We start from the raw sequence: 20,399 nt of genomic DNA on the forward strand, positions 1-20,399 counted from the left end.
CCAGCGCTGCGCGTTCGGTCAGAACAGCGCGGCGGTCTGCGGCTCGGCGGCGAGGGGGCGCAGGGCCTTCTCGTGCTCCAGCAGCCAGCGCTTGCGCTCCAGGCCCCAGGCGTAGCCGCGCAGTTCGCCATTGGCGGCGATCACCCGGTGGCAGGGTATGACCAGGGCAATGGGGTTGGCGGCATTGGCGGCGCCGACGTCGATGGCGGCGCGCGGGTCTTCCAGACCCAGCTCGCGGGCCAGCTGGCCATAGCTGCGGGTGGTGCCGGCCGGAATGCGCCGCAAGGCCGCCCAGACCTGAAGCTGGAAGGGCGTGCCGGTGGGCTCGATGACGAGGTCGTCGAGGGCATCACCGTCGCCTTCGAAGTAGCGGCGCAGGGCTGTAGCTATCTCCTTGGGGGCGGGGATTTCCGGTAGGTCCCGGGGGCTGGGGCGGTCCTTCAGCGAGCGGGTGAGCTGGCGCTTGTAGTCGGCGAAGCCGAGGGCGCAGATGCGGCGTTGTTCATCGGTCACCAGCAGCAGCTCGCGCAGGGGCGAGCTCAGGCGGCTCATCATCAATGTCATGGCAATCTCCTTATCGCAGTCGAGTGACGCTGTGGGGGCGCAGCAGGAAGACTTCCCCGCTGTCCAGGTGCAGCTCGGTCCGGCCCGAATCGTCCGTGTGCCAGCGGGCCTGCCTGGCATCCACCAGTGCCTGGAAGGCACTGATCACCCGCAGGCGCGCGGCCGGGTCACCGCTCGTCGTTCCAACCGCCAGCGTGCCGGCTTCGAACGACGGCAGCGTGCCGCTCTCCCAGGGGTGAAGTGGCATGGTCAGCCCACCCTGTGGGGGCTGTGCGTGAAGGGTGTGTTCATCGTCGTGGCCCCCTTAGCTGGCGTCGTGGAAGATCAGCCCCAGGGTGCGGCGCTGGCCGCTTCTGACGAGGCTGACGCCGTGGCGCATGGCGGCGCGGCGGAAGCCACCGCGTTTGCCGGGCACGGGGCGCAGGTCCACCGGGAACAGCACCGCGTCGCCCTTGCCCAGGGGCACCACTTCCGCCCGTTGCTGGCCGGCGATGTTCTCGGTGAGGACGAATTCGCCGCCGCTGAAGTCCGCATCCGGCGCCGACAGCAGGATCGCCAGCTGCAACGGGAACACGTGTTCGCCGTACAGGTCCTGGTGCAGGCGGTTGTAGCAGCCTGGCCCGTACTGCAGCAGCAGGGGCGTGGGGCGGCGCTGCCCGGCGCGGTGGCAACGGGCGAGAAAGGTGTCGAGCCGCGCGGGGTAGCGAGTGTCGATGCCCAGGCGCTGGTTCCAGCGGTTGGCGATGGCCGCCAGCGGCGGGTAGAGGCGGTGGCGCAGGCGCCCGAGCAGGGTGGGCAGCGGGTAGGCGAAGTACTTGTACTCACCCCGGCCAAAGCCCTGGCGCTCCATGACGATGCGCGAGCGGAAGCCTTCGTCGCGGCTGTAGATCGAAGCGAGCTGGGCGCAGGCGGCGTCGTCCAGTAGGCGCGGGATCAGCGCACAGCCATGGGCCTCCAGCTCGGTTTCGAGGGCCTGCCAGTCGAGGCGCTCGATGCGCTCCAGCGCGGCATCGGGCATGGGGTGTTCGAGGGTGGCGAGCGCGGTCATGGCGTGGAGAAGTCCCCGGCGCTGAAGGACAGGCCCACCCGCGCCAGCCGCGAGACGGGGGCGAGGGGGTGGAGTTCGGAGAACAGGCAGGTTTCCGGTTCTTCCTGCTGGTTGCACACCTGCTCGATGCGTTCGAGGAAGCGCGCCAGGTGCGGCGAGGGCTCGCTGTCCGGGCGCAGCAGGTAGGTGGTGAGCACCGAGTCGGGCACCGACAGCGCGCGGGTGACGATCTCGCTGCCGGGCAGGTAGCTCTGCTCGGTGCCACAGATCAGGGCGACCCCGTAGCCGGCCGAGACCAGTGCCTGCATGGTTTCGCGGGAGATGTATTGCTCGACGATGTTCAGCGAGGCCTCCTCGGCTTCGCTGAGGTTGGCCTTGAGCATGCGGCTGATCTGCTGGTGCTGGCCTTCGTGGACTTCGGGGTGGCTGAGGATCAGCGGGTGGCGCGCCAGCTCCTTGAGCGGGATCTTGCGGTGCGACAGCAGCGGGTGGCGGGCGGGCAGGGCGGCGACCAGGGGGTCGCTCCAGATCGGCCGTACGCACAGGCCATCGATGGCGTTGTCGGTGCGTGCGAAGCCGACGTCGTAGCTGTGATCGAGCATGCCCTTGACCTGCTGGGCGTGGCTCACCTCGAACAGGCGTATCTCCATTTCCGGTTCCTCCTGGCGGCAGCGCGCCAGCAGGTCAGCGAGTTTTTGCGGGGCGATACCATCGGAAACCGCGACCCGCAGCGTGCCGCGAAAGCCCATGGCGACGCCGCGCATGTCCATCCGTGCCTGCTCCAGGGCGGCGAAGATGCGTTTGGTGTTCTCTAGAAAGACGGTGCCGGCCCAGGTCAGTTGAACGCCCCGCGGGTTGCGTTCGAAGAGCAGGGTGTTGAGGTCCGACTCCAGCTCCTTGATGGCCCGCGACAGGGGCGATTGCTCGATGTGCAGGCGCGCGGCTGCGCGGGTGAAGTTCAACTCCTCGGCCACGGCGAGGAAATAGCGAAGATGACGTAGTTCCATGTATGAGTCTCTCCTGTCTGTCATCGACCCTGGGTTCCGGGCCGTGCCCGGTGTGCTGCGTTCCTCCAGCCCTTACTGCGTAGTGGTCCTGGTGCGCGAGTGGCCCGGGTGGCGCCTATCCGATGGCGCAAACGCCCTGGCCAGACGCGTTGCGGGGCTCAATATCGGCGTGAAGAGACCGTCCCGCACTCCGTTTCTTGCGGTCGAATCTGCAGGGCGGGAAAGGGCGACGGACGGTGGGGCGGAAAGGGGCTTGGAGCGGCGGGGAGAGGCGAGGGAAGGCCGGCATCGCGGGGATGCCGGCCGGGTGGATCAGTGGAGCTTCAGGCGTGGGTCGGTGCTACGGCCGATGCGGTCGCTGAGCATCAGCAGCAGGGTGCGGAAGCCGCCGTAGAGTGCCATCTGGTGCATGCGGTAGAGCGAGATGTAGAACATCCGCGCCAGCCAGCCTTCGAGCTTGACGCTGCCCATGAGGTTGCCCATGAGGTTGCCGACGGCGCTGAAGCTGGAGAGGGAGATCAGCGAACCGTAGTCCTTGTAGCGGTACTCGGGCAGCTCCTGCTGGCCGGCGATGCGCAGCTTCAGCGACTTCACCAGCAGCGAGGCCTGCTGGTGGGCGGCCTGGGCGCGCGGAGGCACGCTGCGGTCGCTGCCGTCGCCCAGGGGGCAGGCGGCACAGTCGCCGAAGGCGAAGATGGCGTCGTCACGGGTGGTCTGCAGGGTGGGTTTGACCACCAGCTGGTTGATGCGGTTGCTTTCCAGGCCGTCCAGGTCCTTGAGGAAGGCGGGCGCGCGGATGCCGGCGGCCCAGACCTTGAGGCTGGCGGGGATCACCTCGCCTTGGGCGGTGCGCAGGCCTTCGGCGGTGACCTCGCTGACCGCGGCGCCGGTCATCACGGTGACGCCGAGCTGTTCCAGGGTCTTGTGCACCGGCGCGCTGATGCGCTCGGGCAGCGCCGGCAGGACGCGCGGGCCGGCTTCGATCAAGGTGATGCGCATGTTCTCCGGCTGGATGCTGTCCAGGCCGTAGGCGGCCAGTTCGTGGGCGGCGTGGTGCAGCTCGGCGGCCAGTTCCACACCGGTAGCACCGGCGCCGACGATGGCGACGCTGATCTGGTCGCTGTTGCCTTCCCGGGCGTGGGCACGCAGGTAGTGGCTGAGCAGCTGGCGGTGGAAGCGTTCGGCCTGCTCGCGGGTGTCGAGGAAGATGCAGTGACGGGACGCGCCTTCGGTGCCGAAGTCGTTGGTGGTGCTGCCGACGGCGATCACCAGGCTGTCGTAGGGCACTTCACGGGCGGGCACCAGTTCGCGGCCGTCCTCGTCGAGGGTGGCGGCGAGCTGGATGGCCTTGCGCGTGCGGTCCAGACCGCTCATGCGGCCGAGCTGGAACTCGAAGTGGTTCCATTTGCCCTGGGCGACGTAGTTCAGCTCGTTCTCCGTGGAGTTCAAGGAGCCGGCGGCCACTTCGTGCAGCAGGGGTTTCCAGATGTGCGTCAGGTTGGCGTCGGCCAGGATGACCTTGGCCTGGCCTTTCTTGCCCAGGGTTCTACCCAGACGGGTGGCGAGCTCCAGCCCGCCGGCGCCGCCGCCGACGATAACGATACGATGGGTCATGGGAACATCTCACAAGGCTATAAGAATTCTTATGGTTGGCGCCGGGCGAGCGGGGGAGGCTGCTCATAGCACGAGGCGCGCGAGGAGGCGGCTGAGGATGCCGAGCCCGACCACCATCACCAGCAGAATCATCAGCAGGCGCCAGGGCTTGAACGGCTCGCGTTCCACCTGGTGCTGGGGGAGATTCAGGTACTGGTCGACCTTCTGCTGGTCTTCGGGTGTCAGGCGGCTGCTCATGGTAAGCCTCGACGGGGGAATGGGCTCATTCTAGCTGCGTGTTTCGAGAAGGCTCAATCGACGGCGCGAATAATTCGACTGTCGCGTCACAGTCCGATGCCGGCGTCGAAGATCACCGTTCGACCCAGGTTGGCGCGTAAAAATTCCGGGGCGTCCGGGTGGGCGAAGAGCACGCGGGCGTAGGTGGAGCCGACGATGGACAGCGAGCGCCAGCCCTGGCGGAGGAATTCGGTGGGCGGCGGGAAGGGGCTGTTGAAATCGGGCACCGAGCGCTTGAGGTTGACGAAGGCGACCAGGTCCAGCTCGTTCAGCTCGAGGCCGCGCTCGGTGTAGTTGTGGGCCTTCTTGCGCAGCGTTGGCGCGAGGCGGGCCTGCAGCTCGGCGGTGGCGATGCGCTTGGGCCGGGCTTCGCGGCGCACCAGTTGAGCGAGGGAGAAGGCGCTGCGGCGGCGTTCCAGCTCGGCGCGCCATTCATCATTGAGCCGCCGGCCCTCGTCGAGGACGAAGAACACCTCGAAGGCGGCATCGCGGAACTGCACATCCGGGGGCTCGCCGCCGGTGCTGAAGTCTTCCAGCCGATGGGGCACGTTAAGAGCCTGCAGCAGGCGCTGGCAGACCCAGCGCTCGCGCTCCCATTTGCGTGCGTTGGAGAGGAAGTCGTTGGCCTGTTCCGCCTGACGGGTGAGCAGGCGCAGGTAGTCGGATTCGTCCATGAGCGGAGCTTAGCCTCGCCGCGCCTCGCTGTGGTAGCCCGACGCGGCATACGGGCACGGCGTCCTGTGGCGGGCCTTGGTATAAACTCCGGACCTTGCCCTGGAACCTGCCCATGCCATTGCGCGCCGCCACGCCTGCCGACCACTCCCGATTGCTGGCCCTCTGGAGCCGGACGCCGGGTATCCGCCTGCGCCCGGAGGACGAGTACGCCCCCTTCTGCGCCTATCTCGCACGAAACCCCGGGCTGAGCCTGCTGGTCGAAGCCGGGGGCGAGGTGGTTGCGTGCCTGATGGCCGGGCACGACGGCCGGCGCGGCTACCTGCAGCACCTGGTGGTCGACGAAGCCTTTCGCGGGCGCGGGCTGGCCCGGCGGATGCTCGATGAGGTGCTGGCGCGGCTGGCAGAGCAGGGCATCGGCAAATCCCATGTCTTCGTCCTGCGTGATGCACCCCAGGCGCTGACCTTCTGGCGAGCGCAGGAAGGCTGGGGCGAGCGTGGGGACATCCAGGTTTTTTCCACAAGGGGAGCGAGTGAATGAAAGCGGTTTTCGTGGTGTTGCTGATGGCGTGGATGGGGTTTGCCCAGGCGCAGGAGGAGGGTTCACGGCTCGCGCCCTGGACGCTGCTGGACCAGTACGACCAGCCTTACACCCTCGATGACGGGCTGCGGCTGTTGCTGGTGGCCCGCGACATGGACGGCGCGAAGCTGGTCAAGGCGGCGTTGGAGGGGCAACCCAAGGGCTACCTGGAGGCGCGCAAGGCCGTGTTCCTCGCCGATGTGAGCCGCATGCCGGCGGTCATCGCCAAGCTCTTCGCGGTGCCGGCGATGCGGGATTACAACTACCGGGTGATGCTGGACCGTGAGTCCCGCGTGGCGCCCCGTTATCCGGCCGAGGCGGGCAGCGTGCTGCTGTTGCGCCTGGAAGGTGGCGTAGTGCGTGAAACCCTGACCTTCACCGATGCCGCGGCGCTGCGTGCCGTTCTCGAGTCCTCCGCAGAGTGATCGCGTCCCAGTTGCTCTCCACCACCAGCCTGTGCCTGGGCTGGGCGATCTACCTGCCGGTCATCGCTTGGGCGATCTGGCGTGCGCCCTGGGTCGAGCTGTTCAGCGATACGCGACGCCAGCACCTGCTGTTCGGCACCGTGCTGGCGCTGTTCCTGCTGTGGCTGGTGCGGCGAGATTTCGATTCGGGCGTCTCCTACCACTTCATCGGCATGACGGCGGTGACGCTGCTGCTGGATTGGCCGCTGGCGGTGCTCGGCGGCCTGGTGGCGCAGCTTGGCCTGCTGGCGCTGGGGCGCCAGGACTTCGCCGCGCTGGGGCTCAACGGCGCGCTGTTGGTGCTGCTGCCGGTGCTGGTGACCGAGTGCTGCGCCCTCTGGGTGGAGCGCTATCAACCGCGCAACCTCTTCGTCTACATCTTCTGCTGCGGCTTCTTCCCCGCCGCACTGGCGGCGCTGCTGTGCACGCTGCTGGGGTTGGGCGTGCTCTGGCTGGATGGAATCTTCCCGATGCCGCCCTGGCTGGAGGATTTCGTCGGCTACCTCTGGCTGGTGATGTTCCCCGAGGCCTTTATCAACGGCACCGCGGTGACGGCGCTGGTGGTGTTCTACCCGGACTGGCTGGAGACCTTCAACCGCTCGCGCTACCTGCAGGCGCCCTGGAAGGACGACGAGCCGAAGTGATGGTCGGGAATTCACCGCGGGCATGACGCCTGGCGGCTTGATCCCGGTCAATTATCCACAGCCCTCCGCGCACCGATCATGGCGCCTTCACAGACGATGAGCGGGAGATGACCATGCACAAATGGGCGCGCGAGATGCTGGATCGGGAGCTGGCCGTGGCCAGTGGTGCGGGGATGAGCGAGGCGCTGGCGTTGCGGGCGCTGCTCAGCGAGGTGGTGGAGCGCAGCAAGGCGGTGCGGCCCATCGATGATCTGGCCCAGGAGCTGTGCTTCCTGGCCGACAACCTCGATGACGACCGCGATTACGCCTTCATGCGCCCCTGAGGCTCAGTGGCCCCGTTCCGTCAGGTCGCTGGTGAAGAGTTCGTCTTCCTGGACGTCGCCGGGGATCGCATGTTCCTCGGCGGCCCAGGCCCCCAGGTCGATCAGCTTGCAGCGCTCGCTGCAGAAGGGCCGGCTGGGGCTTTGCGGGCCCCATTCGACGGGGGCGCCACAGGTTGGGCATTCGACGGTCATGGGCTGGCTCATGCTTGGCCTCCGCGCAGGGTCAGGTAGAAAGCGTGCAGGCGTTCGACTTCGCGCTGCAGCCATTCGAGGTCACGGTCATTGACCAGCACGTCATCCGCCGCCTCCAGGCGCTTTTCACGGCTGGCCTGGGCCTTGAGGATGGCGCCGACCTGCTCTTCGGACACCTTGTCCCGGGCCATGGTGCGCTGGATCTGCACCGCTTCCGGTGCATCGACCACCAGCACGCGCTGGGTCATGCGGTGCTGACCGGACTCGATCAGCAGCGGCGAGACGAGGATGGCGTAGGGCGACTGGGCGCTGGCCAGGTCGCGGACGATTTCCTCGCCTATCAGCGGGTGCAGCAGGTTTTCCAGCCAGCGGCGCTCTTCCGGGTGCTCGAAGATGCGTTGGCGCAAGGTGGCACGATCGAGTTGGCCGTCGGCCTGCAATACATCGCGGCCGAAGTGCTCGGTGATCTGCGCGAGGGCAGGGCGGCCGGGCTCGACCACCCAGCGCGCCGCGTGATCGGCGTCCACCAGGTGCACGCCGAGGTTGCCGAAGTGGGTGGCGGCAGCGCTCTTGCCGCTGCCGATGCCGCCCGTAAGGCCAAGGATCCAGGGTTTGTTCATCAGAAACCGGCGAAGTGGAGATAGGTCCCGGTTATTTGATCACCCCAGAGCAATGCAATCCAGCCGGCAATCGCCAGGTAGGGGCCGAAGGGGATGGGCGTGCCGCTGTCGGCATCACGCAGCTTGAGGATGATGATCCCCAGCACCGCGCCCACCAGGGACGACAGCAGGATGGTCAGCGGCAACACCTGCCAGCCACCCCAGGCACCGAGCATCGCCAGCAGCTTGAAGTCGCCGTAGCCCATGCCTTCCTTGCCGGTCACCAGCTTGAACACCCAATACACCGACCAGAGGCTGAGATAGCCGCCCACCGCGCCCCAGAGCGCATCGCTGGGCGTGGCGAACATGCCCTGGTTGTTGAGGATCAGGCCAAGCCACAGCAGCGGCAGTACCAGGGAATCCGGCAACAACTGGTGGTCGACGTCGATCATGCTCATCGCCAGCAGGCCCCAGGTCAGCACCAGGAACGCCCCGGCCTGCCAGGTGAAACCGAAATGCCAGGCGACATAGGCCGACAACAGGCCGCACGCCAGCTCAACCAGCGGGTAGCGCTTCTTGATCGGCGCCTTGCACGACGAGCACTTGCCACCCAAGGCCAGCCAACTGACCACGGGAATGTTCTCCCAGGCTTGGATCTCGTGACTGCAATGGGGGCAGCGCGAGTTCGGCAGGATCAGGTTGAAGGTATCGCCCTTGGGCTCCGCCGGAAGCTCCAACGCCTCCCGCGCCTGCGCCTTCCAGTCACGGAACATCATCACCGGCAGGCGGTAGATGACGACGTTGAGGAAGCTGCCGACGAGAAGGCCGAGGAGGAAGATGCAGAAAACAAAGGCCGGCAAATTGCCGGCCAGGAAGTCGATGACTGTCACTTATCCCACTACCGAACCGAGCTGGAAGATAGGCAGGTACATCGCGATGATCAGGCCGCCGACCAGCACGCCGAGAACGGCCATGATCATGGGTTCCATCAGCGTGGTCAGGTTGTCCACGGCGTTGTCGACTTCTTCTTCATAGAAGGCGGCAACTTTATCAAGCATTGTGTCCAGTGCGCCGGACTCCTCGCCAATGGCAGTCATTTGAATGGCCATGGAGGGGAAAACACCGGTAGTACGCATGGAGAAGTTCAGTTGCATACCGGTAGAGACGTCCTGCTTGATCTTCGTAACCGCATCTTTGAATACGACGTTACCGGTTGCGCCGGAAACGGAGTCGAGGGCGTCTACAAGAGGCACCCCTGCTGCAAAGGTTGTGGACAGCGTACGGGCGTAACGTGCGACGGCAGATTTGTAGAGTATGTCGCCGACGATGGGTAGTTTGAGTACGCCTCGGTCGACATTATCTCTGAATTTCTTTGAGCGGCGATGAAGCTCTCGGATGCCGAAAGTGGTTCCGAACATGCCGAGCAACACGACGAACCACCATGTCTGAAGAAATTCGGAAAGATGAATAACCATCATTGTGAAAGCGGGTAATTCAGCGCCGAAACCTGAAAAAACGGACTGAAATTGCGGCACAACTTTAATAAGCAGGATTGCAGAAACTATCAGGGCAACCAAGATTACGGCGATTGGGTAGGTCATTGCCTTCTTGATTTTTGCCTTGAGCGATTCGGTTTTCTCCTTGTAGGTAGCTACTCGATCCAGCAGGTTTTCCAAAGCACCGGACTGCTCGCCAGCGTCCACCAAGTTGCAGTAGAGTTCGTCAAAATACAGAGGTTTTTTTCTTAGAGAGTTTGCAAAGCTGTTCCCTGCGGCTACCTCTTGTTTGACCTCGTCAACCAGCTTTCGCATGTTTTGGTTTTCGACGCCCTCTCCAATGATGTCAAAGCTCTGAAGCAAGGGAACGCCTGCCTTCATCATGGTAGCCATCTGGCGAGTGAACAGGGCTATATCAAGAGGCTTGATTTTCTTTCCCTTGCCAAAAAGGGATGCGCTTTTTTTCCTGACTTTGGTGGGGTTGATGCCCTGCTTACGAAGCTGGGCTTTAACAAGAGCGGGGTTGGTGCCGCTCATGTCCCCTTTGACCCTGGCGCCTTTTTTATCTGTACCTTCCCAGCTGAACAGGGTGGTTTTGAAAGCTTTTTCCGCCATGGATTAGTCCTTGGTCACGCGGTTGACTTCTTCGAGGCTCGTCACGCCATGTATGGCTTTCAAGAGTCCCGAAGTGCGGAGATCGTTGAAGCCATCTTTACGCATCTGAGCCGCGATATCGATGGAGTTGCCTTCCTCCATGATAATGCGTTGCAGGGCAGGCGTGTTTTTAACCACTTCATAAATACCCACCCTTCCCTTGTAGCCGCCTTTACAGCTATCGCAACCTACGGGCCCAAAAAGCTTGAAGGTTCCGATCTTCTCTTCCGGGAAGCCTTCCTTGAGCAGCGTATCGCGAGGGATCTCCACTTCCTTCTTGCAGGCGGCGCAAAGCTTTCGTGCAAGTCGTTGGGCAATGATCAGGTTGACCGATGTGGCGATGTTGAACGCTGGCACCCCCATGTTACGCAAGCGCGTCAGCGTCTCAGCGGCGCTGTTGGTGTGAAGCGTGGACATCACCATGTGTCCTGTTTGGGCGGCCTTGATCGCGATCTCTGCTGTCTCCAGATCTCGGATCTCACCAACCATGATGACGTCGGGGTCCTGGCGGAGGAAGGCTCGAAGGGCCTGGGAAAAGTCCATACCCTGTCGAGGGTTCACGTTGACCTGGTTGATGCCTTCCAAGTTGATTTCAACGGGATCTTCGGCTGTCGAGATGTTGATGTCGACGGTGTTGAGGATATTCAAGCCGGTGTAGAGGGACACCGTTTTGCCTGACCCAGTAGGGCCGGTTACCAGAATCATGCCCTGGGGCTGTTTCAATGCATTGAGATAAAGCTCTTTCTGCGACTCCTCATATCCCAGCGCATCGATGCCCATCTGCGCGCTTGAGGGGTCAAGGATTCGCATCACTATCTTCTCGCCCCACAGCGTGGGCAAGGTGTTGACGCGAAAATCGATGGCCTTGGTTTTGGATATCTTCATTTTGATACGACCGTCCTGCGGCTTGCGCCGCTCGGAGATATCCAGGGAGGCCATTACTTTGAGGCGTGCCGATATGCGGCTGGCCAGTTGAATCGGTGGGCGGGCGACCTCATGCAGCACGCCGTCGGTACGGAGGCGGACGCGGTAACTCTTCTCGTAAGGCTCAAAATGCAAGTCAGACGAACCACCTTTGATAGCGTCCAGCAGCATCTTGTTGACGAAACGAACCACGGGTGCATCGTCAGCGTCTGCACCTGTGCCCTTGTCGTCCCTGTCCTCGTCGACACTTTCGATGTCCACGCCATCGAGGTCGACATCTCCAAGGTCTTCCATGCCGCTGTTTGCTGAGTCGAAGAAGCGCTCGATTGCTTCGCCGAGCTTGTCGTCTTCCACCAGGATGGCTTCGGTCGTCAGGCCGGTGCTGAATTGCACATCGGTGACAGCTTGATGATTGGTCGGATCTGAGACACCGATAAAGAGCTTGTTGCCTCTGCGCCACAGTGGGAGCACGCGATGCTGACGAACCAGTTTCTCGCTGATCAGTTCCCTGGGTTGGGACTCCTTGTCAATGGCGCTCAGATCAAAGAACGCAACGCCGAACTGTTCAGCTGCGATTTCCGCGAGTGGGCGGCTCTTCACCAGCTTGTTCTGAACGATATACGTCACCAGCGACATCTTGTTGCGCAGGGCCTGCTGCTGAGCCAGTTGGGCATTTTTCTCATCAAGCAGGTCAGCAATCACAATCTGGCGAGCCAGACCGGTGAGAGTAATTGAGTCGCTCATTCAAGCATCGTCCGTATGGCTGGAGTATGGAGACAGCATATAGGGAAGCACAAATAAACAAGGCACCCGAAGGTGCCTTGTTCTGAAGCTTTAACTCAGCAACCGCGCGGTTTGTAAGCCGGGTCTACGTCAGAAGTGCAGTTCCAGGTGCCGTCGTTAGCACGAGTCAGGGTAATTTGCGAGCCTTTTACGCGTGGGCTGGCTTGTTGATCGAAAACGAACTTGAGCGTGCCGGTACCGCTGGAGGTGAAGGTCGCAGAGATGGTGCCCAGCGGGCTGGCGGTAGCGCCGCTGCCAAGGTTTGCAACTGTAGTAGAGGCGCCACCAGCGCCACGGGAGAACTGATCCTCAACAGCAGTCTTCAGGGGGGCGATTGCCTGCAGGCCAGTGTTGGCCTCGGCACGCGCAATGTAGTTCTGGTAGGCCGGAATTGCGATGGCGGCCAGAATGCCGATGATCGCAACGACGATCATCAGTTCAATCAGGGTAAAACCTTTTTGGGCTTTCATTCGTGTTTCTCCAAGGTAGATGTTTACGACTGCACAGGCAGCTGCCATTCTCTAAGCAAGACCCTTGCCAACTTCTTTGACCTTGCAGTGCTTAGTGCTGGGGCCGGAGATACAGGTTGGGCTGACAAAAAACGTCAATGAGTGCCAAGAATGTCTGATGCGAATGTAAGGCCTGCAGTCGCCTTCCTACTGCTACTGCTTGCGGTTTCTTTCAGCAACCCAATGCACCTTTACCCCCTGCCTAATTACATAGAGGAGCTTATGAGTTCCTTCGCAGTGACGGGGGCTACCGTCGCCATGCTCTGGCGGGTTCAAGCGTTAAGGCTTTCGGTAGGTTCGTTTATCTGGCTGGGGCTTGGCGTTCTTTTCCTGTTCTCCGTGTTCTTTCACCCTGCTTCCTTTCAGGCGGGCAAGGCCGCTTATCTTGTCTACTGGCTTATGGGATGGATGGCGATCCTGGTCGGCGAGCAGGTTGATTGGGAGGGCTGCGACGTTGTTGACTTGATTGCCCGGATATTCTGCTGGTGCGCATTGGTGGGAGTGGTTGTAGGCTGGGCCCGCCATCTGGATCTTCTGGGGGCGTGGGCGGCTTTCATACCCCATGTGGTATCGAGTCGGATGGTTGGGCTGATAGGTCACGCCAACTACTTTGCCTATCTTTGTCTCCTTGGTTTTTTCTGTGGTGCTTGGTGCTGGCATCGCAGAAAGGTCGCAACCCCTTGGTTTGTGATCGTTGTGTTGCTGATGCTCTCGGGGCTTGTTCTTTCCGGTGCGCGCTCTGCTCTGGTGGCTTGGCTGGCCTTGGTCGTAGTGTTGTGGCTGCGCGATCGGCAGGCCAATCGCTATCGTTTTGCCTTGTCAATAGGTTTGGTTGTAGCGCTGTGCATAGCGCCTTTCGGCGGCAGCATCGCGGCCTGGCTGTCGCAATTCGGATCGCCGGCTCTGGAAGATGGCCGCTTGTCCGTCATTGGATCGAGAGGGCTTGACAGTTCTGGGCGCATACTTGAGTGGAAAGTTGCCCTTGCCGTTCTGGCTGATCATCCCTGGTTTGGTGTTGGTATAGGCAATTATGCAGCTGAGGCCTATTCAGAGCATATTCGTCAAGGAATTGCCTCGCCTCAGGGGCTTTTTGTTCACTCACACAACTCAATCCTTCAGCTTGCGACAGAGTTGGGTGTTATGGGGTTGCTGTGGTGTGTGCTTGTTGTCGCTGCATTGTGTTTCTCTGGCTGGAAGGCGCTTCAGTCTGAGAGTAAACAGTTGCCGGTATCCATATTGGCTGTCTTTTGTATCTACAGCCTCTTCGAGTTCCCCCTTTGGACCATGCATTTTTTGGTGCTGAATCTGATTTTGGTGGGATGCCTCTCAAGGCCTGTTGTTTTAGTACCGTTGAAGTTGGGGAAAATTTTCGCATCTGTCATCGGTGCAGCTTTGCTGATGGTGATGGTTATATACGTTCCTCTGGTCGAGCGTTTTTACTGGTCCTTTAAACAGTACATAGTCAGAGCGCCTGTTGATGCCAATGAATACACCTTCATGAATGCCATGATCCGGGATCCCTTGATGGAGCCGGCGGGCTATTTGATCTACTTCGCCAACTTCCAGTTGTCACCAAAGACGCTGCAACAGGAGCGGGATGTTCTTGAGCGTTTCCAGCGCTTTCTGCCTTACGCACCGTTGATGGCTCGCTTGGCGTGTGTTCAGGTCGCTATGGGTGATGTCGAGGAAGGTCAGAAGACCGCTCAGGATGCTCGCTTGTACTACGGCGTGCTTGCTGAGCAACAGCTGTTAGCAGCGAAAGCAGATGCTGAGCGGGTATTCCCTGAAATTGATTTTTCTGTTCTTTCCGTACCGCAAGGCTGATTGCCTGCCCCGCTCCTCAATGCTAAATTCCGCCCCGCCGCCGGTGTAGCTCAGTAGGTAGAGCAGCGCACTCGTAACGCGAAGGTCGCAGGTTCGATTCCTGTCTCCGGCACCAGGTCAAACAAAAAGCCCCGCTTCGGCGGGGCTTTTTGTTGGGCGCTATATAAAGGAAAGGGTCAGATGCTCAGACGCATCGACAGGTCGACGGCCCTGACGTCTTTGGTCAGGGTGCCGATGGAGATGTAGTCGACGCCGGTCTCGGCGATGGTGCGCAGGGTGGTGTCGTTGATGCCGCCGGAGGCTTCGAGCTTGGCGCGGCCGGCGGTGAGGGTGACGGCGGTGCGCATGTCGTCGAGGCTGAGTTCGTCGAGCATGACGATGTCGGCGCCGGCGGCCAGGGCCTGGTTCAGTTCGTCGAGGCTTTCTACTTCGATCTCCACCGGCTTGCCGGGGGCAATGCGGTGGGCGGTGGTGATGGCTTCGGCGATACCGCCGCAGGCGGCGATGTGGTTTTCCTTGATGAGGAAGGCGTCGTACAGGCCGATGCGGTGGTTATGGCCGCCGCCGCAGGTGACGGCGTACTTCTGCGCCAGGCGCAGGCCGGGCAGGGTCTTGCGGGTGTCCAGCAGCTTCACCTGGGTGCCTTGCACCAGCTCCACGTAGTGGGCGACGCGGGTGGCGACGCCGGAGAGGCACTGGAGGAAGTTCAGTGCGCTGCGCTCGCCGCTGAGCAGGGCGCGGGCGGGGCCTTCGAGGTGGAACAGCGGCTGGTTCGGCTGCACCTTGTCGCCATCGGCCACCTGCCAGTGCACGGCCACCCGTGGGTCGAGCTGACGGAACACCGCGTCGACCCACGCTGTCCCAGCAATCACGGCAGCCTCGCGGGTGATGATGGTGGCGTGCGCGAGGCGCTCTTCGGGGATGAGTTGGGCGGTGATGTCGCCGCTGCCGATGTCTTCGGTCAGTGCCCGGCGGACGTTGGCTTCGATCTCCGCGCTCAGGTCGGCGAGTTTCAAATTGGGCATGGGAGGCTCCGCTGCAGAATGGCGCGATTATAGAGGCAGGCGACCGCTGGTACAGCGCTGGTGGCAACTGTCTTGGGCTTTCTGCTAGATATTCAGGGGATGGGACGGTCTGTCAGAGGTCGTCCCACAAAGGGTTGGGACATCTGTGACGTATTTCATGTCTGGAGGAAATCTCCCCTTGGTTGCGACGAGAGTATCCCTATAATGATTCTGACTTTCTCTATTTGACGCCAGAAGCTTGACGTTAGGGATAACTCCCCGTTTATAGCTGTGCAACCAGCGAAGCCCACTAGATCGGACGCTGGTTGCGGGAGATTCACTATGCAGACCGACGCGAACGTGGTGCCCCTGAACAAGGGCGCCTCCGAGCAATCGCCAACTTCGCCGGTAGGAAGGCTGCCCGTGGCACTTATCCAGGTGCGCGACAAGGCTGCACAACAGCTGAAGCAAGCGCTGCAGGCGCTGTTCGACAACGCGGACGACACCCTCTTCCAGATGGCCGACCGTGCGACCAGCAACGCCGAGCAGAACGCCTTCTTCGAGGCAATGCGCGACTTGCGCCTCAAGCGCAAGAGCATCGAGCGCGGCTTCCTGCAAAAAGTGTTCGAGACCTTCGCCAACCTCAACCAGTACGAGATCGGCAAGGCGCCGGTGCTGGATGCGGTGTCGTTCGAGAGCCTGAGCCTGGTGCAGAACGACGAGCTGGAAGAGTCCGTCGCCCTGGATGCCATGGTCGCCAAGGTGATGAGCCGTGACGGCGTCGCCCTCGGCCACCTGACCACCCGCCTCAATACCCTGGTCACCAAGAAGATCGAGGACAAGAGCAACCCGCTCGGCCCGCGCGCCCTGTGCGAAGCCTTCCTCGACGCCTGCCGCAGCCTGGGCGTGGAGATCAAGGTCAAGCTGATCATCTTCAAGCTGTTCGAGAAATACGTCCTCAGCGACCTCGACCAGCTCTATGCCGAATCCAACCTGGCGCTGATCACCGCCGGTGTGCTTCCCGAACTCAAGTCCGCGCCACCGGCCCGTCGTCCCCAGGGGCGCACCCCAGGTGCTGCCCGCTCCGCACAGGCCGCCGCAGGCGGTGAGGCGATGGGCGATGGCGCCTACGCCGACGAGGGCGTGCAGGAAGTTTTCGGCGCACTGCAGGAATTGCTCTCCCAGGTCCGTGGCTCCGGCGGCGGTGTGGGAATGGGCATGGGCGGCCAGCGTCGCGAGATGCCCGCCGATGCGGTGCCCATCACCAGCAACGACCTGATGCGCCTGCTCTCGCACCTGCAACAGCATCTGCCCGTGCAGAACGCCGGCGATGTCGACCTGCGCTTCCAGCTCGACAACCTGCTCACCCGTGCCAGCGCCAAGAGTGGCAAGTCCCGTGTCGTGGGCCAGGTGGACGATGACGTCATCAACCTGGTGTCGATGCTTTTCGAGTTCATCCTCGACGACCGCTCCCTGCCGGATTCGCTCAAGGCCCTGATCGGCCGCCTGCAGATCCCGATGCTCAAGGTCGCGGTGCTGGACAAGACCTTCTTCAGCCGCGGCAGCCACCCGGCGCGCCGCCTGCTCAACGAAATCGCCTCGGCGGCCATGGGCTGGAACGAGCAGGACGATGTCCAGCGTGATGCCCTCTACCAGCGCATCGAACAGGTCGTGCTGCGTCTGCTGAATGACTTCGTCGACGACCCGACCATCTTCTCCGACCTGCTGTCCGACTTCCTCGCCTACACCGGCGACGAGCGCCGCCGCAGCGACCTGCTGGAACAGCGCACCCGCGATGCCGAGGAAGGCCGTGCCAAGGCCGAGCTGGCCCGCCAGCAGGTCGAGCAGGCCCTGAACGAGCGCCTGCTGGGCCGCACCCTGCCCGAAGTGGTGGTGCGCCTGCTGCAGGAAGCCTGGAGCAAGGTCATGCTGCTGACCTGCCTCAAGCACGGCGTCGATTCCGAGGAATGGCAGGCCACCCTGTCGACCATGGACGACCTGATCTGGAGCGTGGAGTCCCACGAAGCGCCCGAGGCACGCATGCGCCTGCTGGAGCTGGTGCCGGGGCTGCTCAAGGCCCTGCGCGAGGGGCTGACCAGCGCCGCTTTCGATCCCTTCTCCACCAGTGAGTTCTTCAGCCAACTGGAAACCCTGCACGTGCAGGCCTTCCAGCGCTTCAAGCGCGTCGAGCCGGAGCCGGTCAGCGTGCCGGCGGCGACCGAGGGGGAGGGCGAGAGCCTGACCGCAGAAGTCGAAATGCCTCTGCTCGACCTGCCTGCCGACCTGGAAGTGGGCATGCCCGCCGAAGCGCCGACGATGGTCGAAGTGGTCGAGGAGATCGTCCTGCTCGCCCCCGGCGAAACCCGTGCGCCCGAGCCCGATGCTGCCCTGCCGGATGACGACGAGGCGCTTGGTCACGTCGACAACCTGCGCGTCGGCAGCTGGGTCGAGTTCCAGGAAGACGAAGAGCACAAGGTGCGTTGCAAGCTGGCGGCGATCATCAAGCCCACCGGCAAGTACATCTTCGTCAACCGCACCGGCATGAAGGTGCTGGAGAAGACCCGTATGGGCCTGGCCGTGGAGTTCCGTCGCCAAGCCATCCGCCTGCTGGACGATGCCCTGCTGTTCGACCGCGCGCTGGAATCGGTCATCGGTAACCTGCGCCGCCTCAAGGGCGCCTGAGTCATCGCTCCCCCCACGACGCCCGGCTTGCCGGGCGTCGTCGTTTCCGGGCCTTGGCCCTGGGCGCGGCCTGCTCTAGAGTGTCCGCCAACCAAGGAGCCCTTCATGCAGCCGGACCCCGCGACAGGTTGGTGCCAAGGCGCCCGCCACTGCCCCTCGCCGAATTTCAATGCCCGCCCGGAGGGGGAAATCTCCCTGCTGGTGATCCACAACATCAGCCTGCCGCCCGGGCAGTTCGGCACCGGCAAGGTCCAGCAGTTCTTCCAGAACCGCCTGGACGCCGACGAGCATCCCTATTTCGCCGATATCGCCGCCATGCAGGTCTCGGCGCATTTCCTCATCGAGCGCGACGGTGCCGTCACCCAGTTCGTCTCCTGCCTGGAGCGCGCCTGGCACGCTGGCAAGTCCTTCTTCGACGGCCGTGAGAACTGCAATGACTTCTCCCTCGGCATCGAGCTGGAAGGCACTGATGACCAGGCCTATTCCGAGGCCCAGTACGCCGTGCTCGGCCAGCTCGCGCGGGGCCTGCTGCGCGCCTACCCCGGCATCACCCCGGCACGTATCCAGGGGCACAGCGACATCGCCCCCGGGCGCAAGACCGATCCCGGCCCCGCATTCGATTGGGCGCGATTCCGCGCCAGCCTGCTCGACAAGGAGGTACACCCATGAGTTTCCTGGTTCTCCTGCTGGTGCTGTGGGTGGAGAAGTTCTCCAGCCTGCGCCAGCGCATCCAGCAGGACGGGCCCTGGCTCCGCCAACTGGCCCGTCTTTCCGCCAACCCGCGCCTGGCTGGCCGCCCCTGGGCGGTGCTCGGCCTGCTGGTGGTGTTGCCGCTGGTGCTCCTGGCCCTGGTGCTGATGGCGCTGCAACCCCTGGCCTATGGCTGGCTGGCCTTGCCGCTGCACCTGTTGGTGGTGATCTACGCCCTGGGGCGTGGCGATGTGCAGGCGGACCTCGGTTCCTTCCGTGATGCCTGGCGCCGGGGTGACGTACAGGGCGCCTACCACGTTGCCGAGCGTGACCTCGGCCTGGAAGTGGAGGAGGGCGACGACCTGCTGCTGCGGGTCCAGGGCCACCTCGTGTGGCAGGCCTATCAAAGCTTCTTCGCGGTGATCTTCTGGTACTTCCTGCTCGGCCCGGTCGCGGCCCTGGCCTATCGCCTCCTGGCGCTGGCCGCCGACCATGCCGAAGAGCCCGCCCTCCGCGAGCGCGCCGCGCAAATGCGCCACGCCTTCGACTGGCTGCCGGTGCGGGTACTGGCCGCGAGCTTCTCGCTGGTGGGTAATTTCGTCGCGGTCAGTCGGGTGCTGCTGCACGAGCTGTTGAACTGGGATATCGCCGCCGAGCGCTTCGTGGTCATCGCCGGGCGTGCTGCCGGTGAGTTGCCGGACGACACCGCCGGCGAGGCGGGCGTGGCCAGCCTGGACGCGCTCTGGCATTTGCTGGTGCGTGCCGCCGTGCTCTGGTACGCGGGCTTCGCGGTCTGGACCCTGCTGTTCTGACGGATGGCCGGCGGTGCAATACCGCCGGTCCGCCGCTACCGTTTCTGCTCCTGCTCAGGGGGCTTTCTTAACCTTAAGTTACAGAAACTTCCGCCGATATCAGGTACACAGTTCTTGAACCTCGCCGGCTTTTTCGTGACATGCGTCACGATTATTGTTCGGCATTGGTAGTCCTTATCTGTCATCCACAGGTCGGACGATCTGGGACGGCCGCACTGCCAGATGCGATCCTTGGCCGCCCCCGAGGCGACCCATAAGAATAATTAGGAAACAGGAGACGTCTTGTGAAGACCGTGTTGTATCCGGCCATCGCGCTGATGAATCGCCTCAGCTTCGGCATGAAATTCAGTCTGATCAGCGTGCTGTTCTTCCTGCCGATGCTGGTCACCAACTTCTACCTGGTGCGCGAGTCCTACGAGCAGTTCGTCAGTACCCGCTCCGAGCTGGAAAGCCTCGACCTGCTGGGTACCAGCCAGGGCATCCGTCGCAACCTGGAAAACCTCAACGACCTGGTGCTGATCAACTCGCTGATCGGCCAGTCCGGCCAGTCCGGCGACCTCGACACGCGCATCGGCAAGCTGGAAAAGGACCTGACGGGTGCGCTGGAGAACCTCGCCCCCGTCACCTCCGAGCCGGAGCAGGTCACCGAGTTCAACAACAAGCGCGAAGAGATGCTCAAGGGCCTGCAGGCCGCCGAGACGGAAACCTCCCTGCAGAGCAAGAGCGCGATGATCGAGAAGCAGCTGGGCAATGCCCAGGTGTTCATCAAGCTGGTCGCCAGCCAGGCAGGCCTCAGCCAGGACAGCCAGCGCGACGTGCGCCAGGTGGCCGAGCTGGTCACCGGCGTTACGCCGACCGTTACCGCCGCCATCAGCAAGGGCCGCGCCATCGGCGCCTATTCCCTGGGCCAGGGCTTCCTCAACTCCGCCGCCAGCACCAAGCTGGATGACCTGCTGCTGGAGCTGGAGAAGATCGGCTCCGAGTACGGCCTCAAGGTCCAGGACGCGCTCAACGGCAACCCCCGTGCCCAGGCCGCCC

At 63.0% G+C, this 20,399-nt stretch carries 22 protein-coding genes and 1 tRNA gene; 9 read left to right on the plus strand and 14 right to left on the minus strand.

The window, feature by feature from the left end; all coding sequences use genetic code 11:
* Nucleotides 1-18 precede the first annotated feature (18 nt).
* The 7 genes from ACXI0U_RS02110 to ACXI0U_RS02140 form a co-directional block, all read right to left on the minus strand.
* Nucleotides 19-564 carry a methylated-DNA--[protein]-cysteine S-methyltransferase gene (locus ACXI0U_RS02110; protein WP_184488617.1) on the minus strand — a complete coding sequence of 182 codons (546 nt, stop codon included), beginning with the start codon at nucleotides 562-564 and terminating at the stop codon, nucleotides 19-21.
* Nucleotides 565-574: 10 nt separating this feature from the next.
* The gene (locus ACXI0U_RS02115) at nucleotides 575-811 is read right to left on the minus strand and encodes a hypothetical protein (RefSeq protein WP_021221822.1); all 237 of its coding nucleotides are present in this window, start codon (nucleotides 809-811) and stop codon (nucleotides 575-577) included.
* Nucleotides 812-868: 57 nt separating this feature from the next.
* Nucleotides 869-1,582 carry a 2OG-Fe(II) oxygenase gene (locus ACXI0U_RS02120; RefSeq protein ID WP_031288648.1) on the minus strand — a complete coding sequence of 238 codons (714 nt, stop codon included), beginning with the start codon at nucleotides 1,580-1,582 and terminating at the stop codon, nucleotides 869-871.
* A 26-nt stretch (nucleotides 1,583-1,608) separates the two neighbouring features.
* Complete coding sequence (locus ACXI0U_RS02125) at nucleotides 1,609-2,619, minus strand: LysR family transcriptional regulator (protein ID WP_271660074.1); 1,011 nt, start codon at nucleotides 2,617-2,619, stop codon at nucleotides 1,609-1,611.
* Between the two features lie 312 nt (nucleotides 2,620-2,931).
* The gene (locus tag ACXI0U_RS02130; protein ID WP_043244214.1) at nucleotides 2,932-4,233 is read right to left on the minus strand and encodes an NAD(P)/FAD-dependent oxidoreductase; all 1,302 of its coding nucleotides are present in this window, start codon (nucleotides 4,231-4,233) and stop codon (nucleotides 2,932-2,934) included.
* A gap of 63 nt (nucleotides 4,234-4,296) precedes the next feature.
* On the minus strand, nucleotides 4,297-4,470 hold the full coding sequence (locus ACXI0U_RS02135; RefSeq protein ID WP_021221826.1) for a DUF3094 family protein: 174 nt from the start codon (nucleotides 4,468-4,470) through the stop codon (nucleotides 4,297-4,299).
* A gap of 86 nt (nucleotides 4,471-4,556) precedes the next feature.
* On the minus strand, nucleotides 4,557-5,183 hold the full coding sequence (locus ACXI0U_RS02140) for a DUF1780 domain-containing protein (RefSeq protein ID WP_021221827.1): 627 nt from the start codon (nucleotides 5,181-5,183) through the stop codon (nucleotides 4,557-4,559).
* A gap of 113 nt (nucleotides 5,184-5,296) precedes the next feature.
* Here ACXI0U_RS02140 and ACXI0U_RS02145 point away from each other — a divergent pair, with 113 nt between their 5' ends.
* The 4 genes from ACXI0U_RS02145 (at nucleotide 5,297) to ACXI0U_RS02160 (ending at nucleotide 7,192) form a co-directional block, all read left to right on the plus strand.
* Nucleotides 5,297-5,722, plus strand: a complete 426-nt coding sequence (locus tag ACXI0U_RS02145; RefSeq protein ID WP_479549665.1) for a GNAT family N-acetyltransferase — start codon at nucleotides 5,297-5,299, stop codon at nucleotides 5,720-5,722.
* Nucleotides 5,719-6,186 (plus strand): hypothetical protein, encoded by a 468-nt coding sequence (locus tag ACXI0U_RS02150; RefSeq protein ID WP_021221829.1) that lies wholly within the window; start codon nucleotides 5,719-5,721, stop codon nucleotides 6,184-6,186. Before ACXI0U_RS02145 ends, ACXI0U_RS02150 begins: the two co-directional genes overlap by 4 nt.
* Entirely contained in the window at nucleotides 6,183-6,869 is a 687-nt protein-coding gene (locus tag ACXI0U_RS02155) for an energy-coupling factor ABC transporter permease (protein WP_043244211.1), read from the plus strand. Before ACXI0U_RS02150 ends, ACXI0U_RS02155 begins: the two co-directional genes overlap by 4 nt.
* Nucleotides 6,870-6,976: 107 nt before the next feature.
* Entirely contained in the window at nucleotides 6,977-7,192 is a 216-nt protein-coding gene (locus ACXI0U_RS02160) for a hypothetical protein (protein ID WP_043244210.1), read from the plus strand.
* A gap of 3 nt (nucleotides 7,193-7,195) precedes the next feature.
* On the opposite strand, the gene yacG is transcribed toward ACXI0U_RS02160, so the two are convergent.
* The 6 genes from yacG to ACXI0U_RS02190 form a co-directional block, all read right to left on the minus strand.
* Nucleotides 7,196-7,396 carry a DNA gyrase inhibitor YacG gene (gene yacG / locus ACXI0U_RS02165; RefSeq protein WP_431483473.1) on the minus strand — a complete coding sequence of 67 codons (201 nt, stop codon included), beginning with the start codon at nucleotides 7,394-7,396 and terminating at the stop codon, nucleotides 7,196-7,198.
* Entirely contained in the window at nucleotides 7,393-8,004 is a 612-nt protein-coding gene (gene coaE / locus ACXI0U_RS02170; RefSeq protein ID WP_265167707.1) for a dephospho-CoA kinase, read from the minus strand. The genes yacG and coaE overlap by 4 nt, the downstream gene beginning before the upstream one ends.
* A complete protein-coding gene (locus tag ACXI0U_RS02175) occupies nucleotides 8,004-8,873 on the minus strand; it encodes a prepilin peptidase (RefSeq protein WP_431483474.1) in 870 nt (289 codons plus the stop codon). The genes coaE and ACXI0U_RS02175 overlap by 1 nt, the downstream gene beginning before the upstream one ends.
* Nucleotides 8,874-10,094 (minus strand): type II secretion system F family protein, encoded by a 1,221-nt coding sequence (locus ACXI0U_RS02180; RefSeq protein ID WP_431483475.1) that lies wholly within the window; start codon nucleotides 10,092-10,094, stop codon nucleotides 8,874-8,876.
* A gap of 3 nt (nucleotides 10,095-10,097) precedes the next feature.
* Entirely contained in the window at nucleotides 10,098-11,801 is a 1,704-nt protein-coding gene (pilB, locus tag ACXI0U_RS02185) for a type IV-A pilus assembly ATPase PilB (RefSeq protein WP_431483476.1), read from the minus strand.
* A gap of 95 nt (nucleotides 11,802-11,896) precedes the next feature.
* Nucleotides 11,897-12,310: a pilin gene (locus ACXI0U_RS02190; protein ID WP_431483477.1), complete on the minus strand. Its 414-nt coding sequence runs from the start codon at nucleotides 12,308-12,310 to the stop codon at nucleotides 11,897-11,899.
* Between the two features lie 261 nt (nucleotides 12,311-12,571).
* Between ACXI0U_RS02190 and ACXI0U_RS02195 the strand changes: the two genes are divergently transcribed.
* Complete coding sequence (locus ACXI0U_RS02195; RefSeq protein WP_431483478.1) at nucleotides 12,572-14,173, plus strand: PglL family O-oligosaccharyltransferase; 1,602 nt, start codon at nucleotides 12,572-12,574, stop codon at nucleotides 14,171-14,173.
* A 39-nt stretch (nucleotides 14,174-14,212) separates the two neighbouring features.
* A tRNA-Thr gene (locus ACXI0U_RS02200) sits at nucleotides 14,213-14,288 on the plus strand.
* Between the two features lie 61 nt (nucleotides 14,289-14,349).
* On the opposite strand, the gene nadC is transcribed toward ACXI0U_RS02200, so the two are convergent.
* Nucleotides 14,350-15,198, minus strand: coding sequence for a carboxylating nicotinate-nucleotide diphosphorylase (nadC, locus tag ACXI0U_RS02205; protein WP_374979917.1), 849 nt, complete (start codon nucleotides 15,196-15,198; stop codon nucleotides 14,350-14,352).
* Nucleotides 15,199-15,519: 321 nt separating this feature from the next.
* Between nadC and ACXI0U_RS02210 the strand changes: the two genes are divergently transcribed.
* The 3 genes from ACXI0U_RS02210 to ampE all read left to right on the plus strand — a co-directional run bounded on the left by ACXI0U_RS02210 (nucleotide 15,520) and on the right by ampE (nucleotide 19,361).
* On the plus strand, nucleotides 15,520-17,859 hold the full coding sequence (locus ACXI0U_RS02210; RefSeq protein WP_021221841.1) for a DUF1631 domain-containing protein: 2,340 nt from the start codon (nucleotides 15,520-15,522) through the stop codon (nucleotides 17,857-17,859).
* 105 nt (nucleotides 17,860-17,964) lie between these two features.
* A complete protein-coding gene (gene ampD / locus ACXI0U_RS02215; RefSeq protein ID WP_350447885.1) occupies nucleotides 17,965-18,528 on the plus strand; it encodes a 1,6-anhydro-N-acetylmuramyl-L-alanine amidase AmpD in 564 nt (187 codons plus the stop codon).
* Complete coding sequence (ampE, locus tag ACXI0U_RS02220) at nucleotides 18,525-19,361, plus strand: regulatory signaling modulator protein AmpE (RefSeq protein WP_316925354.1); 837 nt, start codon at nucleotides 18,525-18,527, stop codon at nucleotides 19,359-19,361. The genes ampD and ampE overlap by 4 nt, the downstream gene beginning before the upstream one ends.
* Nucleotides 19,362-20,399 lie beyond the last annotated feature (1,038 nt).

The organism is Pseudomonas sp. C9D1, assembly GCF_056491235.1.

What these genes read in the sequence shown, in the direction of transcription:
- ACXI0U_RS02110 (WP_184488617.1), bottom strand. Translation starts at nt 564, where the DNA reads ATGACATTGATGATGAGCCGCCTGAGCTCGCCCCTGCGCGAGCTGCTG.
- ACXI0U_RS02115 (WP_021221822.1), bottom strand. Translation starts at nt 811, where the DNA reads ATGCCACTTCACCCCTGGGAGAGCGGCACGCTGCCGTCGTTCGAAGCC.
- ACXI0U_RS02120 (WP_031288648.1), bottom strand. Translation starts at nt 1,582, where the DNA reads ATGCCCGATGCCGCGCTGGAGCGCATCGAGCGCCTCGACTGGCAGGCC.
- ACXI0U_RS02125 (WP_271660074.1), bottom strand. Translation starts at nt 2,619, where the DNA reads ATGGAACTACGTCATCTTCGCTATTTCCTCGCCGTGGCCGAGGAGTTG.
- ACXI0U_RS02130 (WP_043244214.1), bottom strand. Translation starts at nt 4,233, where the DNA reads ATGACCCATCGTATCGTTATCGTCGGCGGCGGCGCCGGCGGGCTGGAG.
- ACXI0U_RS02135 (WP_021221826.1), bottom strand. Translation starts at nt 4,470, where the DNA reads ATGAGCAGCCGCCTGACACCCGAAGACCAGCAGAAGGTCGACCAGTAC.
- ACXI0U_RS02140 (WP_021221827.1), bottom strand. Translation starts at nt 5,183, where the DNA reads ATGGACGAATCCGACTACCTGCGCCTGCTCACCCGTCAGGCGGAACAG.
- ACXI0U_RS02145 (WP_479549665.1), top strand. Translation starts at nt 5,297, where the DNA reads ATGCCATTGCGCGCCGCCACGCCTGCCGACCACTCCCGATTGCTGGCC.
- ACXI0U_RS02150 (WP_021221829.1), top strand. Translation starts at nt 5,719, where the DNA reads ATGAAAGCGGTTTTCGTGGTGTTGCTGATGGCGTGGATGGGGTTTGCC.
- ACXI0U_RS02160 (WP_043244210.1), top strand. Translation starts at nt 6,977, where the DNA reads ATGACCATGCACAAATGGGCGCGCGAGATGCTGGATCGGGAGCTGGCC.
- yacG (WP_431483473.1), bottom strand. Translation starts at nt 7,396, where the DNA reads ATGAGCCAGCCCATGACCGTCGAATGCCCAACCTGTGGCGCCCCCGTC.
- coaE (WP_265167707.1), bottom strand. Translation starts at nt 8,004, where the DNA reads ATGAACAAACCCTGGATCCTTGGCCTTACGGGCGGCATCGGCAGCGGC.
- ACXI0U_RS02180 (WP_431483475.1), bottom strand. Translation starts at nt 10,094, where the DNA reads ATGGCGGAAAAAGCTTTCAAAACCACCCTGTTCAGCTGGGAAGGTACA.
- pilB (WP_431483476.1), bottom strand. Translation starts at nt 11,801, where the DNA reads ATGAGCGACTCAATTACTCTCACCGGTCTGGCTCGCCAGATTGTGATT.
- ACXI0U_RS02190 (WP_431483477.1), bottom strand. Translation starts at nt 12,310, where the DNA reads ATGAAAGCCCAAAAAGGTTTTACCCTGATTGAACTGATGATCGTCGTT.
- ACXI0U_RS02195 (WP_431483478.1), top strand. Translation starts at nt 12,572, where the DNA reads ATGAGTTCCTTCGCAGTGACGGGGGCTACCGTCGCCATGCTCTGGCGG.
- nadC (WP_374979917.1), bottom strand. Translation starts at nt 15,198, where the DNA reads ATGCCCAATTTGAAACTCGCCGACCTGAGCGCGGAGATCGAAGCCAAC.
- ACXI0U_RS02210 (WP_021221841.1), top strand. Translation starts at nt 15,520, where the DNA reads ATGCAGACCGACGCGAACGTGGTGCCCCTGAACAAGGGCGCCTCCGAG.
- ampD (WP_350447885.1), top strand. Translation starts at nt 17,965, where the DNA reads ATGCAGCCGGACCCCGCGACAGGTTGGTGCCAAGGCGCCCGCCACTGC.
- ampE (WP_316925354.1), top strand. Translation starts at nt 18,525, where the DNA reads ATGAGTTTCCTGGTTCTCCTGCTGGTGCTGTGGGTGGAGAAGTTCTCC.